This is a genomic window from Thioclava sp. F28-4 (genome assembly GCF_002020045.1).
Taxonomy (GTDB): domain Bacteria; phylum Pseudomonadota; class Alphaproteobacteria; order Rhodobacterales; family Rhodobacteraceae; genus Thioclava; species Thioclava sediminum.
Map to the genome: position 1 here is coordinate 96,402 of NZ_MPZQ01000003.1, position 15,134 is coordinate 111,535.

At 63.3% G+C, this 15,134-nt stretch carries 15 protein-coding genes; all 15 read left to right on the forward strand.

Annotation, left to right across the window (positions count from 1 at the left end):
• Window positions 1–7: 7 nt before the first annotated feature.
• The 15 genes from gap (at window position 8) to BMI87_RS08150 (ending at window position 15,116) form a co-directional block, all read left to right on the forward strand.
• Window positions 8–1,009 carry a type I glyceraldehyde-3-phosphate dehydrogenase gene (gene gap / locus BMI87_RS08080; protein ID WP_078520679.1) on the forward strand — a complete coding sequence of 334 codons (1,002 nt, stop codon included), beginning with the start codon at window positions 8–10 and terminating at the stop codon, window positions 1,007–1,009.
• A 44-nt stretch (window positions 1,010–1,053) separates the two neighbouring features.
• Window positions 1,054–2,133: a class II fructose-bisphosphate aldolase gene (gene fba, locus BMI87_RS08085; protein WP_078520680.1), complete on the forward strand. Its 1,080-nt coding sequence runs from the start codon at window positions 1,054–1,056 to the stop codon at window positions 2,131–2,133.
• Window positions 2,134–2,204: 71 nt separating this feature from the next.
• Window positions 2,205–3,638, forward strand: a complete 1,434-nt coding sequence (locus tag BMI87_RS08090; RefSeq protein ID WP_078520681.1) for a form I ribulose bisphosphate carboxylase large subunit — start codon at window positions 2,205–2,207, stop codon at window positions 3,636–3,638.
• Window positions 3,639–3,679: 41 nt separating this feature from the next.
• Entirely contained in the window at window positions 3,680–4,045 is a 366-nt protein-coding gene (locus BMI87_RS08095; protein WP_078520682.1) for a ribulose bisphosphate carboxylase small subunit, read from the forward strand.
• Between the two features lie 84 nt (window positions 4,046–4,129).
• Complete coding sequence (locus BMI87_RS08100; protein WP_078520683.1) at window positions 4,130–4,966, forward strand: CbbQ/NirQ/NorQ/GpvN family protein; 837 nt, start codon at window positions 4,130–4,132, stop codon at window positions 4,964–4,966.
• Window positions 4,967–4,978: 12 nt separating this feature from the next.
• On the forward strand, window positions 4,979–7,306 hold the full coding sequence (locus tag BMI87_RS08105) for a nitric oxide reductase activation protein NorD (RefSeq protein ID WP_078520684.1): 2,328 nt from the start codon (window positions 4,979–4,981) through the stop codon (window positions 7,304–7,306).
• Window positions 7,307–7,321: 15 nt separating this feature from the next.
• Entirely contained in the window at window positions 7,322–8,023 is a 702-nt protein-coding gene (gene rpe, locus BMI87_RS08110) for a ribulose-phosphate 3-epimerase (RefSeq protein WP_078520685.1), read from the forward strand.
• Between the two features lie 112 nt (window positions 8,024–8,135).
• A complete protein-coding gene (locus BMI87_RS08115; RefSeq protein ID WP_078520686.1) occupies window positions 8,136–9,044 on the forward strand; it encodes an MBL fold metallo-hydrolase in 909 nt (302 codons plus the stop codon).
• Window positions 9,045–9,046: 2 nt separating this feature from the next.
• Entirely contained in the window at window positions 9,047–10,003 is a 957-nt protein-coding gene (locus BMI87_RS08120; RefSeq protein ID WP_078520687.1) for an MBL fold metallo-hydrolase, read from the forward strand.
• 8 nt (window positions 10,004–10,011) lie between these two features.
• Window positions 10,012–10,566 (forward strand): thioredoxin family protein, encoded by a 555-nt coding sequence (locus BMI87_RS08125; RefSeq protein ID WP_078520688.1) that lies wholly within the window; start codon window positions 10,012–10,014, stop codon window positions 10,564–10,566.
• Window positions 10,563–11,225: a phosphoglycolate phosphatase gene (locus BMI87_RS08130; protein WP_078520689.1), complete on the forward strand. Its 663-nt coding sequence runs from the start codon at window positions 10,563–10,565 to the stop codon at window positions 11,223–11,225. The genes BMI87_RS08125 and BMI87_RS08130 overlap by 4 nt, the downstream gene beginning before the upstream one ends.
• Window positions 11,219–11,920 (forward strand): HAD family hydrolase, encoded by a 702-nt coding sequence (locus BMI87_RS08135; RefSeq protein ID WP_078520690.1) that lies wholly within the window; start codon window positions 11,219–11,221, stop codon window positions 11,918–11,920. Before BMI87_RS08130 ends, BMI87_RS08135 begins: the two co-directional genes overlap by 7 nt.
• A 48-nt stretch (window positions 11,921–11,968) precedes the next feature.
• Window positions 11,969–12,832, forward strand: a complete 864-nt coding sequence (locus BMI87_RS08140; RefSeq protein ID WP_168175192.1) for an MBL fold metallo-hydrolase — start codon at window positions 11,969–11,971, stop codon at window positions 12,830–12,832.
• A gap of 67 nt (window positions 12,833–12,899) precedes the next feature.
• Window positions 12,900–13,340 (forward strand): TIGR01244 family sulfur transferase, encoded by a 441-nt coding sequence (locus BMI87_RS08145; protein ID WP_083076851.1) that lies wholly within the window; start codon window positions 12,900–12,902, stop codon window positions 13,338–13,340.
• Window positions 13,341–13,364: 24 nt separating this feature from the next.
• Entirely contained in the window at window positions 13,365–15,116 is a 1,752-nt protein-coding gene (locus BMI87_RS08150; RefSeq protein ID WP_078520693.1) for a SulP family inorganic anion transporter, read from the forward strand.
• Window positions 15,117–15,134: the final 18 nt, after the last annotated feature.

Here is a 15,134-nt window from a genome sequence, read left to right on the forward strand (position 1 = left end):
AACGAGAATGACGGTTAAAGTTGCCATCAACGGGTTTGGACGTATCGGCCGCAACGTGCTGCGCGGGATCATTGAATCGGGTCGCACCGATATCGAAGTGATCGCGATCAACGATCTGGGCCCGGTCGAAACCAACGCCCATCTGCTGCAATTCGACAGCGTCCACGGCCGCTTCCCGCAGGAGGTCACCACCGGCGAGGACTGGATCGACGCTGGCCGCGGCAAGATCAAGGTCACCGCGATCCGCGATCCCAAGGAGCTACCCTGGGGCGACGTGGACATCGCGATGGAATGCACGGGCATCTTCACCGCGCGCGAGAAAGCGGCCTTCCATCTCGAGAACGGCTCGAAGCGCGTGCTGGTCTCCGCCCCGGCGGCCGGTGCCGACAAGACCATCGTCTTCGGCGTCAATGACGGTGCGCTGACCAAGGACGATCTGGTCGTCTCGAACGCATCCTGCACCACGAACTGCCTCTCGCCGGTCGCCAAGGCGCTCAATGACGCGATCGGCATCTCGAAAGGATTCATGACGACGATCCACAGCTATACCGGCGACCAGCCGACGCTCGATACGATGCATTCCGACATGTATCGCGCCCGCGCTGCCGCGCTGTCGATGATCCCGACCTCGACCGGCGCCGCGAAGGCCGTTGGCCTCGTGCTGCCGAAGCTCAATGGCAAGCTGGACGGCGTCGCGATCCGCGTGCCGACGCCGAATGTCTCGGTCGTCGATCTGGTCTTCGAGGCCGCAAAGGACACCACCGTCGAAGAGGTCAACGCGGCGATCCGCGCGGCGGCCGACGGCCCGATGAAAGGCATCCTCGGCTATACCGACAAACCCAATGTTTCCAGCGACTTCAACCACGATCCTCACTCCTCGGTCTTCCACATGGACCAGACCAAGGTGATGGACGGCCGGATGGTGCGCATCCTCAGCTGGTACGACAACGAATGGGGCTTCTCCAACCGCATGGCGGACACCGCCGTCGCGATGGGAAAGCTCCTCTAACCGCGGTTCGAACCGTTTGGCCCACAACGTAAGGAACACCTGATATGGCATTGATTACGCTCAGACAATTGCTCGATCACGCCGCGGAATACGGCTACGGCGTGCCGGCGTTCAACATCAACAACATGGAACAGGGTATCGCCATCATGAAGGCGGCGGCGAAATGCGACGCCCCCGTCATCATGCAGGCCTCGCGCGGCGCGCGGAGTTATGCCGGCGACATCATGCTGCGCCACATGATCCAGGCGCTGTCGGAGATGTATCCCGATATCCCGCTGTGCATGCATCAGGACCACGGCAATAACGAGGCCACCTGCCTCACCGCGATCCGCCACGGCTTCACCTCCGTCATGATGGACGGCTCGCTGAAGGAAGACATGAAGACCCCCGCCGATTGGGACTACAATGTCGCGATCACCAAGCGCGTGGCCGATATGGCCCATTGGGTCGGCGCCTCGGTCGAGGGCGAGCTGGGCGTGCTCGGCAATCTCGAGACCGGCGAAGCGGCAGAGGAAGACGGCTCGGGCGCGGTTGGCAAGCTCAGCCATGACCAGCTGCTGACCGATCCCGACGAGGCGCTCGATTTCGTCAAGCTGACCAAGGTCGACGCGCTGGCGATCGCCTGCGGCACCTCGCACGGCGCCTACAAGTTCTCGCGCAAGCCCACAGGCGACATCCTCGCGATCAGCCAGATCGAGAAGATCCACGCGAAGATCCCGAATGTGCATCTCGTGATGCACGGCTCGTCCAGCGTGCCGCAATATCTGCAGGACCTGATCAACGAGTCCGGCGGCGAGATGCCCCAGACCTACGGCGTCCCGGTCGAAGAGATCGAGCGCGGCATCAAGTCGGGCGTGCGCAAGGTGAATATCGACACCGACAACCGCATGGCGCTGACGGCTCAGTTCCGCAAGGTCGCGCAGGACAAGCCGACCGAATTCGACCCGCGCAAATTCATGATCCCCGCGATGGAGGAGATGGAGAAGCTCTGCCTCGACCGCTTCCAGCGCTTCGGCACCGCCGGGAATGCCAGCAAGATCAAGGTGATCGACCTCGACGACATGGCCAAGCGCTATGCCGACGGATCGCTTGAACCGGTGATTTCCGCGGCCAAGGCCGCCTGACACACCCGCGATCCCGGCAGTCGAGCGCCCGGGGCCGCAGATATCGGATTTAGGGAGACAAGGAGACCCCGATGAACCAGCATGCAAATCCCGGTAAATACAGCGCCGGCGTCAAAGAGTACCGTGAAACCTACTGGGAGCCGAACTACACGCCGAAGGACAGCGACGTGCTCGCCGTCTTCAAGATCACGCCGCAGGCCGGTGTCCCGCGTGAGGAAGCCGCAGCCGCCGTCGCCGCGGAATCCTCGACCGGCACCTGGACCACGGTTTGGACCGACCTGCTGACCGATCTCGACTACTACAAGGGTCGCGCCTATGCGATCGAGGACGTGCCTGGCGACGACGAGAGCTACTACGCTTTCATCGCCTACCCGATGGGTCTGTTCGAGGAAGGCTCGGTCGTCAACGTCTTCACCTCGCTCGTGGGCAACGTGTTCGGCTTCAAGGCCGTCCGTGCGCTGCGTCTGGAAGATGTGCGCTTCCCGCTGTGGTTCGTGACCACCTGCGACGGCCCGCCCCACGGCATTCAGGTCGAGCGCGACAAGCTCGACAAATACGGCCGCCCCTTCCTCGGCTGCACGATCAAGCCGAAGCTGGGTCTGTCCGCGAAGAACTACGGTCGGGCGGTCTATGAGGCGCTGCGGGGCGGTCTCGACTTCACCAAGGATGACGAGAACATCAACTCGCAGCCCTTCATGCGCTGGCGCGACCGTTTCGAGTTCTGTCAGGAAGCGATCGAGAAAGCCGAGCGCGAGACCGGCGAGCGCAAGGGCCACTACCTGAACGTCACCGCGCCGAACATCGAAGAGATGTATAAGCGCGCCGCGTTCGCCAAGGAGATCGGCTCGCCGATCATCATGTCGGACTACCTGACGATGGGCTGGGCCGCGCAGGCCTCGCTGAGCCGCTGGTGCCGCGACAACGGCATGCTGCTGCACGTCCACCGCGCGATGCATGGCGTGATCGACCGCCACCCTAAGCACGGCATCAACTTCCGCGTGCTGGCCAAGATGCTGCGCCTTCTGGGCGGCGACCACCTGCATTCGGGCACCGTCGTCGGCAAGCTCGAAGGCGACCGCGAGGCGACGCTGGGCTGGATCGACCTGATGCGCGACAAATACGTCAAGGAAGACCGCTCGCGCGGCATCTTCTTCGATCAGGACTGGGGCCAGATGCCGGGCGTGCTCCCGGTGGCCTCGGGCGGCATCCACGTCTGGCACATGCCCGCGCTGGTCAACATCTTCGGCGATGACAGCTGCCTTCAGTTCGGCGGCGGCACGCTGGGCCACCCCTGGGGCAACGCCGCGGGCGCAGCGGCCAACCGCGTCGCGGTCGAGGCCTGCGTCAAGGCACGCAACGAGGGTCGCGATCTCGAGAAGGAGTCGAAAGACATCATGACCTCGGCCGCCAAGCACTCGCCCGAACTCAAGATCGCCATGGAGACGTGGAAAGAGATCAAGTTCGAGTTCGACACCGTGGACAAGCTGGACGTGGCGCACCGCTAAGGCGCGCCCCTCCCACCAACGCCTGAGAAAGGACTGACACCATGAGTGAAATGCAAGATTACGGCTCCCGCATCTCGGACCCGAACAGCCGCAAGATGGGCACCTTCTCCTATCTGCCCCAGCTCAACGACGACGAGCTGCGCAAGCAGGTGGAATATATCGTCTCGAAAGGCTGGAACCCGGCCATCGAGCATACCGAGCCCGAGAATATGCGGTCGAACTTCTGGTATATGTGGAAGCTGCCGATGTTCGGGGAAACCGATGTCGATGCGATCTTCCGCGAGATCGAGATGTGCAAGAAGGCGAACCCGGGCAACCATGTCCGCCTCGTGGGCTACGACAACTTCAAGCAGACGCAGGGCACCTCGATGGTGGTGCACCGCGCCGACATGTCGGCCTCTGCCTGATCTGACACGAGGGGCGGGCTGCCGATCGCGGTGGCCCGCCCTGCCCCATTTTTCCGGATTTTCCAGCGCGACGGAGAGCCACCCATGAGCGATATCGACCCAGACCAGTTCCGCGTGAAGACCGAGCCCTATTACCGGCCCGTCGGCAACGAGATCGAGCAATATGCCGCCGCCTATGACGTGCGCATGCCGGTGATGCTCAAGGGCCCCACGGGCTGCGGCAAGTCGCGTTTCGTCGAATATATGGCGTGGAAATTGCAGCGCCCGTTGATCACCGTCGCCTGTAACGAGGACATGACCGCCTCCGACCTGATCGGGCGGTTCCTCCTCGATATCAACGGCACGAAATGGCAGGACGGCCCGCTGACCGTCGCCGCGCGGATCGGCGCGATCTGCTATCTCGACGAGGTCGTCGAGGCCCGACAGGACACCACCGTCGTGATCCACCCGCTGACCGACCACCGCCGCCAGCTCCCGCTGGAGAAGAAGGGCGAACTGGTCGACGCGCATCCCGATTTTCAGGTCGTGATCTCCTATAACCCCGGCTACCAGTCGATGATGAAAGACCTCAAGCAATCGACCAAGCAGCGCTTCGGCGCGATGAGCTTCGATTACCCGCAGGCCGCGACCGAGGCCGAGATCGTCAGCCACGAGGCCGGGATCGACCTGAAGACTGCCGAACGGCTCGTGCAGGTGGCCGAACGCTCGCGCAACCTCAAGGGCCACGGGCTCGATGAGGGCATGTCGACGCGCCTTCTGGTCTACGCGGGCCAGCTGATCTCGCAAAACATCCCCGCGCCCGCCGCTTGCCAGATGGCGCTGGTGGAGCCGCTGACCGACGACGCGGATATGCGTGACACGTTGCAGGCGGCCGTCCAGACCTTCTTCCCAGAGATCACCGACAGCTCGAAGGTGGCGTAAGGAGCGCGTCCGATGAAGGTCGATCTCGACGATTACGCCGCCGATCTGATCAAATCCGCGCCGGAGCTGGAGGAGACCCTCGACGGGCTCTTCCACGAGGCGGCGCGGATGATGTCGCCCGCCGGTCTGAAGGATTACATGGACGGCGCGAAGGCGATGACCTCGCTCGGCAAGGGGCCGCGCCTGCTGATCTCCTATCTCGACGAGATACCGCAGGTCGCCAAGGAATGCGGCGAGGACGTGATCCGCGACGTGGTGGGCGCGGTGCTGAAGCTGGCCTCGATGGTTTCGGGCGAAATTCTGGTGCTGATGCTCGACACGCTGCCCGGCGCCGCCAACCGCTTCGGCGATCCGGAACTGCTGCGCGGCTATCTCGCGCTGTTGCACCGTCTGGCCGCCCGCGCGCCGCGGGGCTTGCGTCCGATGTTCGGCGTGCTCGAAGAGCTGCTGAGCAAACTCACGCTTTCGGGCCTACGCCGCTGGGTGGATTTCGGCGCCGAAGCCTATCGCCGCGACCTGCCGAAACAGGCGGATTACTTCGGTCTTGTTTCGGAAGACAGCCGAGCGGTCCTGAAACAGGAACGCCGCGGCACGCTATTCATCGACAGCCAGCGCCGCTTGAACTTCTACCTCCGCGCCTTCTGGGCCCGCGATTTCTTCCTGCGCCCCTCTGCCGCAAACTTCGAGGGCTTCCGCCCCTTCATCGAGGACGGCGCGCTGCATCTGCCCGATGCGGTGGACGGGATCAACGGCGCCTCCGGTCTCGATCTCTACCGCGCGATGTGCGTCCATATGGCGGCCCATATCGTCTATTCCGATCACGGGCTGGGGCAGGAAGCGCTGAACCCCGCGCAGATTTTCCTGATCGGCATGATCGAGGATGCCCGCGTCGAATATTGCGCGACCCAGGCCTTTCCGGGGCTGCGCGCGATGTTCGACCGGCTGATGCCGGACACGCCGCCCGGAGCTTACGAGCACGAGACGATGTATCTGCTGGAAAAGGTGGCCCGCGCGCTCAACACGCCCGGCACCCGCACCGGCGATCTGGAAATCGACAATCTCGTCGAGACCTTCCACGGCGAGATCGCGGGCAACGCACGCGAGACGATGTTCTCTTGGTCGCTGGGGGTCGAGCTGTTCAACCTGCTCGCGCAGCGCCGCGCGGTGCCGTCTCTGCGCATTCTCGAATCTCTGAAAATTCCGTATCGCGACGACAACCGCTTCATCTGGTCGCTAGAGGATTACGACTGGTCGAACCAGAACGCCTATCAGCCCGCCCAAGGACAAGTGCGCAAGCGCGTGGGCCTGATGGAATTCGTCAACGAGGTCGATGTCGAGACCGCGGGCGACGATGCGCAGGAGGTCTGGGTGCTGTCGTCAGAGCTGTTCCCCTACGAGGATGAAGGCGTCAGCTATAACGAGATGGAGGGCAAGGCCCCGATCTCGGACCCGTTCCATTACGGCGAGTGGGATTACAAGGTGCAACTGATGCGCCCCTCCTGGTCGACCGTCTATGAGCACCGCCCGCCGATGGGCGATCCGGACGAGGTCGACACGATCCTGACCGCGCATCGCGGCATCCGGCATCGCATCAAGCAGATCGTCGACCGGCTGCGCCCGCAGGGCATCTCGCGCCAGCGGCGGCTGGAGGATGGCGACGAGCTGGATATCAACGCCGCCGTCGATGCGATGGTGATGCAGCGCATCGGGATGCAGCCCGACATGCGGATCACCATGCGCAACGTCATCAACCGGCGCGATCTGGCGGTCTGTATCCTGCTTGACCTGTCGGAAAGCACGAACGAGACCGTGCGCGGCTCGGACAAGACCGTGCTGGAGTTGACGCGCGAGGCCTCGGCGCTCGTGGCCTCGGCGATCGAAGGGATCGGCGACCCGTTCGCGATCCACGGCTTTTCCTCGGATGGTCGCCACGACGTGCAATATCAGCGCTTCAAGGATTTCGAGCAGAAGCTCGATTCCGAGGTCAAAGGCCGCCTCGCGGGCATGAAAGGCGGGCTCTCGACCCGGATGGGCGCTGCGATGCGCCATGCCGCCCATCACCTGAGCCTGCGCCCCGAAGCCCACAAGCTGTTGTTGATCGTTACCGATGGCGAGCCCGCCGATATCGACGAGCGCGACCCGCAATATCTGCGCATGGATGCCAAGAAGGCGGTTGCGGAACTCCAGCAGATCGGCATTAACAGCTATTGTCTGACGCTGGACCCCGAGGCCGACGCCTATGTGTCGCGCATTTTCGGGGCCAACAACTTCACCGTGATCGATCAGGTCGAGCGCCTGCCCGAGAAACTGCCGACCCTGTTCGCGCAACTGACGAAATGATCCCCGGAGGACCCCATGAGCTTTGACCGTTCCATCAAGATCGCGCCCTCGATCCTGTCGGCCGATTTCGCCAATTTCGGCGCCGAGATCCGCGCCATCGAAGATCAGGGGGCCGATTGGGTCCATATCGACGTGATGGACGGGCATTTCGTGCCGAACCTCACCTTCGGCCCGCCCGCGGTGAAAGCGTTCCGCCCGCATGTGAAGACCTTCATGGACGTGCACCTGATGATCGCGCCGGTCGACCCTTATATCGAGGCCTATGCCGAAGCTGGCGCCGACATGATCGTCGCGCATTGGGAGGCCGGCCCGCACCCGCACCGCACGCTGCAGGCCATCAAGGCGCAGGGCGTGAAATGCGGCATCTCGCTGAACCCCGGCACGCCCGCGAACGTGATCTCGGAACTGCTCGACCTCGTCGATATGGTTCTCGTGATGAGCGTGAACCCCGGCTTCGGTGGTCAGAAATTTATCCCCGGCAGCGTCAACAAGGTCCGCCAAGTGCGCGAAATGATTGGCGAACGGGACATCCACATTCAGGTGGATGGCGGGGTCGATCCGACCACGGTCGGCCCGCTGGTCGAGGCCGGTGCGGATTGCTTCGTGGCGGGCTCTGCCGTCTTCAAGGGCGGTTCGGTCGACAAACCCGAGGTCTATGGTGCGAATATGCGCGCGATCCGGGAAGCGGCACAGGGTGCGCTCAAAGCGGCGCAGTGACGGCCGGAACGGCGCGGGGCGGCACGGTCGCATTCTTGTGATCTGATCGCTTGCCCTGCCGCCGCCTCTCGTTCATATTCGTGGAATTGAATACCAGTAAGGGAGGACTGGCATGACTTTCACGCGACGCACCATTCTGCGCGGGGGGCTGGCGATGGGCGCCATGACCGCCCTTCCCCGGCTCAGCTTCGCCGCCCAGACCCTCGAAATGGGGTCGGCGCGGCTCGACACGCTGTCCGATGGCAATCTCGTCCTGCCGCTCAGCTTCGTGAGCGACAATCCCGACGCCAAGCCGATCCTCGAGAGCTACGGCATCACCGGTGACTCGGTCGAGCCGCCCTGCAATGTCACGCTTTATCGCGATGGCACCAACACGGTGCTGTTCGACGTGGGCTCGGGCAATGATTTCATGCCCTCGGCGGGCAAGCTGATGGAAGCGATGGATGCGCTCGAGGTCGCGCCCGATGACGTGACCCATGTGGTTTTCACCCATGGCCACCCGGATCACCTCTGGGGTGTGCTCGACGATTTCGACGAGCCGTTCTTCGCCAACGCCCAGCACATGATGGGCAAGGACGAGTTCGAATATTGGCTGAATCCCGAGACGCTCGACACGATCGACGATGGCCGCAAGACCTTCGCGGCCGGCGCGCTGCGCCGCCTCGAAATCCTTGAAGATCAGATCGACACTTTCGGCGATGGCGCGGAAATCCTGCCCGGCATCATGGCGCAGATGACCCCTGGCCATACGCCCGGTCACATGTCCTTCCACGTCAAGAACGGCAACACGCAGGCCTTCATCATCGGCGATGCGATCGTGAACCACTACCTCGCCTTCGCGGCGCCGGGCATGGAGGCCGGTTCGGATCAGAACCCGGAGCTGGGCGCAAAGACGCGCGTGGCGCTGCTGGATCAGCTTGCGACCGACAACCTGCCGATCATCGGCTATCACCTGCCCGAAGGCGGTCTGGGTCGGGTCGAGCGCGACGGCGACGCCTATCGCTACGTCGCGGAGGTCTGAGTATGAAAAAACTCATCCTGACCAGCGCCTTGGCAGCACTTCTTCATGTGAGCCCCGCGCTCGCCTCGGAGGACGTGCCGGACATGTATCCCGGCTCCGTGCTCTACTCAAAACCCTATGAAGTGATCCCCGGCGTCTGGACCTCGATCGGCGCGACCGCGCCGCCGACCTATGAGAATGCGGGCCATAACAACAATCTCAGCTTCATCGTCACCGGCGATGGCGTAGTCGTAGTGAATTCCGGCGCGTCCTATCAGCTCGCCCGTGCGCTGCATGACGAGATCAAGGCGGTGACCGATCAGCCGGTGAAGCTGGTGATCAACGAGAACGGTCAGGGCCATGCGATGCTCGGCAATAATTACTGGATCGAACAGGGCGTGCCGGTGCTCGCCCATGTCGATGCGGCGGCCGAGTTCGAGCATGACGCGGGTGGCGCTTTCGAGGCGCTGAAGAGCTACGGCAAGGAGACCGCCGAGGGCACCGATCCGAAGCTACCCACCGAGACCTTTGAGGACAAACGTGTCATCGAGATGGGCGACATGACCATCGAAGTGATGCATCTCGGTCCCGCGCACAGCCCTGGCGATACGCAGGTCTGGCTGCCCGAACAGAAGTTCATGATCGCGGGCGATATCGCTTTCTCCGAACGGATGCCGCCGATCTTCTCGGGCACCTGCACGAGCTGCTGGATCGAGACTTTCGAGACCAAATTCGCGCCGCTGGAGCCTGCCTTTATCATCCCCGGTCACGGCCATCCGACCAATCTCGACAAGGTCACACGCGGCACGACGGGCTATCTGAAATATCTGCGCGGCAAGATCGGTGAGCATATCGACAATGGTGGCGATCTGACCGAGGCCTACTACGTGGATCAGAGCCCATACAAAAACCTCGACACGTTCGAGGAACTGGCGACGAAGAACGCGGGCGTCGTCTACGAGGAAATGGAATTCGAATAGGAGGCCTCATGGCTGTCACACCCCCCGTCTGCGATTTCGGCTGGAAGGCTCCGGGCTTCACCCTGCCCGGCACCGATGGCAAGCAATATAGCTTTGACGACATCCGTGGCCCCAAGGGCACGCTCGTGATGTTCATCTGCAACCATTGCCCCTATGTCCAGTCGATCCTCGACCGCATCTTGCGCGATGCGGCGGAGTTGCAGAAGGCGGGGATCGGGGTCGTGGCGATCTCGGCCAACGATGTCGACGACTACCCCGAGGACAGCTTCGAGAACATGGCCAAGCTGGCCGAGGAGAAGGGCTTCCCCTTCCCCTATCTCTATGACGAAAGCCAGGCGGTCGCGAAGGCTTACGGTGCCGCTTGCACCCCCGATTTCTTCGGTTTCAACGCCGAGGACGGGCTGCAATATCGCGGGCGTCTCGATGCCTCGACCAAGCAGGCCGCTTCGGCAGATGCCAAGCGCGAGCTGTACGAGGGCATGATGATGGTCGTGGAAACCGGTGAAGGCCCGCGCGATCAGATCCCGTCGATGGGCTGCTCGATCAAGTGGAAAGCCGCATGAGCGACGCCCCTTCCGTCATCTTCGATCTCGACGGGACGCTGATCGATTCCGTGCCCGCGATCCATGCCGTCTCGAATGCCGTGCTGACCGAGATGGGCTTCGAACCGCTCTCGCTACCGATGATCCGCAGCTTCGTCGGCAAGGGCGTCCCCAACCTCGTGCGCCAGTTGCTAATCACCTCGGGCGAAGACCCGGACGGGCCGCTTTTCGCCCGGGTGGAGCATGCCCTGATCGCGCGCTACGAGACGGACGTGGAGGGCAACGTGCCCTATCCCAACGTGATCGCCGCGCTCGACACGCTCAAGGAGATGGGCTGCCGAATGGCGGTGTGCACCAACAAGCCCTTCGCGCCCGCAGAGGCCGCTTTGCGCCATGTCGGTCTCTGGGAGTATTTCGAGTTGACGCTCGGCGGGGATTCCATGCCCACCCGCAAACCCGAGCCGCAAATGCTGCACCATTGCCATCAGGCGCTCGGCGGCGGCGCGATGATCTATGTCGGCGACTCGGAGGTCGATGCGGAGACGGCGGTGAACGCGCAGGCGCCTTTCGCGATCTATTCCGAGGGCTATCGCAAGACGCCGCTGACCGAAGTGCCCCATGACGTGGCCTTCTCGGACTGGGCGATGCTGCCCGGTCTGGTGGAGGGCTGGAAATGGTGAGCGCGCTGATCTTCGACGTCGACGGCACGCTGGCCGAGACCGAAGAAGCGCATCGCCGTGCCTTCAACGAGACCTTCGCGGCGCGCGGCGTCGACTGGAACTGGTCGCAGGAGACCTATCGCGAGCTCCTGAAGACCACCGGCGGCAAGGAGCGCATGGCGCGCCACCGCGAGGTCATGGGTTTCGGCCCCTCTGACGACGAAATCGCCGATCTGCACAAGATCAAGACCCGGCGTTATGTCGAGATCATCACCGGCGGCGAGGTGCCGCTGCGCCCCGGCGTGGCGCGACTGATCGCCAATGCGCGCGACGCGGGAATGAAGCTCGCCATCGCCACGACCACGAACCGGCCCAATGTCGATGCGCTGATCCGCGCGACGCTGGGCGCCGATCCCGATCACCTGTTCGACGCGATCGCAGCCGGAGACGAGGTGGAAACCAAGAAGCCCGCGCCCGACGTGTTCGAACTGGCGCTGAACCGGTTGCATCTGCCGCCCGAGGCCTGCATCGCTTTCGAGGATAGCGAAATGGGTCTACAATCGGCGCAAGGAGCCGGGCTGCGCGTGCTGATAACCCCTTCGGCCTATACCGACGGGGGCGATTTTTCGACCGCGGAGTCGGTTCTTCCCGACCTCTCGCATCCCTTACCGCCCGAGATCACGGAAGGGCTGGGACAGAGTGCCGCAATTTCATAAGATTATCCCCGGCACTATCTGCTGGGCAGGTTAACGGAGGCCGCCATGATCAAACCTGACGTCAAAGCGTTTTTCGACACCGCGACTTTCACCGTCTCTTACGTGGTGAAAGATCCGGGCAGCAAATCCTGCGCCGTCGTCGATAGCGTGCTCGATTTCGACTATTCCTCGGGTCGCACGGATACCAAATCCGCCGACGAGGTCATCGCCTATGTGCAAGAGCACGGTCTTGAGGTGGAGTGGATCCTCGAGAGCCACGTCCATGCCGACCACCTCTCCGCCGCGCCCTATATCCAGGAACGCGTCGGCGGCAAGATCGGTATCGGCGACCGCATTCAGGTCGTGCAGGACACGTTCGGCAAGATCTTCAACGAAGGCACCGAATTCCAGCGCGACGGCTCGCAGTTCGACAAGCTCTTCAAGGAAGGCGACACGTTCACCGTGGGCGCGCTGGAAGGCCGCGTTCTGCACACACCGGGCCACACGCCCGCTTGCCTCACCTACGTGATCGGCGATGCGGCTTTCGTGGGCGATACGCTCTTCATGCCCGATTTCGGCACCGCGCGCTGCGACTTCCCCGGGGGGTCGGCAGAAACGCTCTATTCCTCGATCCAGAAGATCCTCACGCTGCCCGACGAAACCCGCATCTTCGTGGGCCATGACTACAAGGCCCCGGGCCGCGACGAATATGCGTGGGAAACCAGCGTCGCCGAGGAAAAGGCCCGCAACATCCATATCGGCGGCGGCAAGTCCGAGGCCGAGTTCGTCAAGATGCGGACCGAGCGCGACGCGACGCTCGCGATGCCGAAGCTGATCATCCCCTCGCTGCAGGTGAACATGCGCGCGGGCCAGATGCCGCCCGCCGATGACGAGGGCAAGACCTATCTCAAGGTTCCGGTGAACGGCCTCTGAGACCATAAGCGAGCGGGCGGGCATGACCCGCCCGTCTCCATCTAAAGGCAGGATAACAGGACAGATTATGGAACTGCGCAAACTTACCGACGAGTTTTCCGTCGCCCCGCAGATCGAACCCGAGGACGTGCCGAAGCTCGCCGAAATGGGCTTTCGCACGCTGATTATCAATCGCCCCGACGAAGAGATCGAGGACGCGGATCAACGCTCGGACGCAATCGCGGCGCTGTGCCAGTCGCATGGCCTCACCCCCTATTACCTTCCCTATTATCCCGGCGAACTGAGCCTGGAACTGGTCGACGATTTCGCAACGATCATGGATGCCGCGGAAAAGCCCGCCTTGGGCTATTGCCGCTCGGGCACCCGCTCGTCGCATCTGTGGGGAGTGAGCCAAGCGGGCGAAATGGAGATCGACAAGATCGTCGCCACGGCGGCCGAAGCGGGCTATGACCATTCCTCGCTGGTGCCGGTGATGCAGTATTACGCCAGCCGCCGCGATCAGGCCTGATCCGCGCCTAATCCGAAGACCGAGATGCTCAAACGCTACCTGCCGATCCTCAGCTGGGGGCGCGACTACGATCGCCCGACCTTCGAGGCCGATCTGATCGCGGCTGTGATTGTGACGATCATGCTGATCCCGCAATCGCTGGCCTACTCGCTGCTGGCTGGCATGCCGCCGGAATACGGGCTTTACGCCTCGGTACTGCCACTGCTGATCTACGCAGTCTTCGGCACCTCGCGGCCTCTGGCCGTGGGGCCCGTCGCGGTGATCTCGTTGATGACCGCTGCCGCGGTGGGCAAAGTCGCGGCACAGGGCACGCCTGAATATATCGCCGCCGCCGTGGCGCTGGCCTTCCTGTCGGGCGTGATGCTGGTGATCATGGGCTTCCTGCGGATGGGCTTCATCACGGCCTTCCTCAGCCACCCGGTTCTGTCGGGCTTCACCTCCGCCGTGGGCATCCTGATCGCTGCGGGTCAGATGAAGCATTTCTTCGGCATTCAGGGCGAAAGCGGCGGCATCTTCGACATTCTTGGTGGGCTCTGGGCGCATCTCGACCAGACCAACGGCTACACGAGCGTCATCTCGATCCTGTCGCTGGTCTTCCTGTTCTGGGCGCGGCGCGGGTTGAAACCGCGCCTGCTGAAGGCGGGGCTGTCCGAGCGGCTGGCGGCGATCCTGACCCGCGCGGCCCCCGTCTATGCCGTGGCCGCGACCATCCTGATCACCTGGCTCTTCGGTCTGGAGGGGCGCGGCGTCCGCGTGGTGGGCACCGTGCCGCTCGGCTTCCCGACGCCGAGCCTTCCGCCCGCCGATCTCGCGCTCTGGAAGGAGCTCTTCGTCCCGGCGCTGCTGATCGCGATCATCGGCTATGTCGAGACGATCTCCGTCGCCCAGACGCTGGCCGCGAAGAAACGCCAGCGCATCGACCCCGATCAGGAATTCATAGCCCTTGGCGGCGCCTCCATCGGCTCCGCGATCTCAGGGTCCTTCCCGATCACGGGCGGGTTTGCGCGCTCCGTCGTCAGCTTCGAGGCCGGCGCCACAACGCCCGCCGCCGGGGCCTTCACCGCGATCGGCGTGGCGCTCGCGACCTTCACCCTGACCCCTGCCCTCTATTACCTGCCGCAAGCGACGCTCGCGGCGACGATCTTCGTCTCGGTGCTGACGCTGGTCGACACCAAAGCGCTCAAGCGCACCTTCAAATACGCACCGCGCGAAGGCATCGGCATGGCGCTGACCGTGCTGGTCACGCTGATCTGGGGCGTCGAGGACGGCATCGCCTTCGGTGTGATCCTCTCGATCGCGCTGCGGCTGTGGGCCAGTTCGCGCCCGCATGTGGCAGAACTGGGTCAGGTTCCCGGCACCGAGCATTTCCGCAATGTCCAACGCCACCGCGTCAGCTGCGCGCCGGGCATCCTCAGCCTGCGCATCGACGAGAGCCTGTGGTTCCCGAATGCCCGCTTCGTCGAGGAGATGATTTACGACCGCATCGCCAGTGACGAGTCGATCAAGCATGTCGTGCTGAACTGCCCCGCGATCAACCATATCGACATGTCCGCGCTCGAGGCGCTGGAAGAGGTGAACGACCAGCTCAACGATGCGGGCGTGCGGCTGCACCTGTCCGAAGTGAAGGGTCCGGTGATGGACCGGCTCACGCGCTCGGACCTGATCACGCATCTGACCGGGCAGATCTACCTCACCCATTATGACGCGCTGGCGACCCTTGCCCCCGAGACCACCCAAGGTTGCGCGCACGAGAGCCGCATCGAGACCCATCGCTAAAGCGTTTCACCACCTAGA

What these genes read in the sequence shown, in the direction of transcription:
- BMI87_RS08105 (WP_078520684.1), top strand. Translation starts at nt 4,979, where the DNA reads ATGAAGGTCGATCTCGACGATTACGCCGCCGATCTGATCAAATCCGCG.
- BMI87_RS08135 (WP_078520690.1), top strand. Translation starts at nt 11,219, where the DNA reads ATGGTGAGCGCGCTGATCTTCGACGTCGACGGCACGCTGGCCGAGACC.
- BMI87_RS08125 (WP_078520688.1), top strand. Translation starts at nt 10,012, where the DNA reads ATGGCTGTCACACCCCCCGTCTGCGATTTCGGCTGGAAGGCTCCGGGC.
- BMI87_RS08145 (WP_083076851.1), top strand. Translation starts at nt 12,900, where the DNA reads ATGGAACTGCGCAAACTTACCGACGAGTTTTCCGTCGCCCCGCAGATC.
- BMI87_RS08150 (WP_078520693.1), top strand. Translation starts at nt 13,365, where the DNA reads ATGCTCAAACGCTACCTGCCGATCCTCAGCTGGGGGCGCGACTACGAT.
- BMI87_RS08090 (WP_078520681.1), top strand. Translation starts at nt 2,205, where the DNA reads ATGAACCAGCATGCAAATCCCGGTAAATACAGCGCCGGCGTCAAAGAG.
- BMI87_RS08120 (WP_078520687.1), top strand. Translation starts at nt 9,047, where the DNA reads ATGAAAAAACTCATCCTGACCAGCGCCTTGGCAGCACTTCTTCATGTG.
- BMI87_RS08100 (WP_078520683.1), top strand. Translation starts at nt 4,130, where the DNA reads ATGAGCGATATCGACCCAGACCAGTTCCGCGTGAAGACCGAGCCCTAT.
- fba (WP_078520680.1), top strand. Translation starts at nt 1,054, where the DNA reads ATGGCATTGATTACGCTCAGACAATTGCTCGATCACGCCGCGGAATAC.
- gap (WP_078520679.1), top strand. Translation starts at nt 8, where the DNA reads ATGACGGTTAAAGTTGCCATCAACGGGTTTGGACGTATCGGCCGCAAC.
- BMI87_RS08130 (WP_078520689.1), top strand. Translation starts at nt 10,563, where the DNA reads ATGAGCGACGCCCCTTCCGTCATCTTCGATCTCGACGGGACGCTGATC.
- rpe (WP_078520685.1), top strand. Translation starts at nt 7,322, where the DNA reads ATGAGCTTTGACCGTTCCATCAAGATCGCGCCCTCGATCCTGTCGGCC.
- BMI87_RS08095 (WP_078520682.1), top strand. Translation starts at nt 3,680, where the DNA reads ATGAGTGAAATGCAAGATTACGGCTCCCGCATCTCGGACCCGAACAGC.
- BMI87_RS08115 (WP_078520686.1), top strand. Translation starts at nt 8,136, where the DNA reads ATGACTTTCACGCGACGCACCATTCTGCGCGGGGGGCTGGCGATGGGC.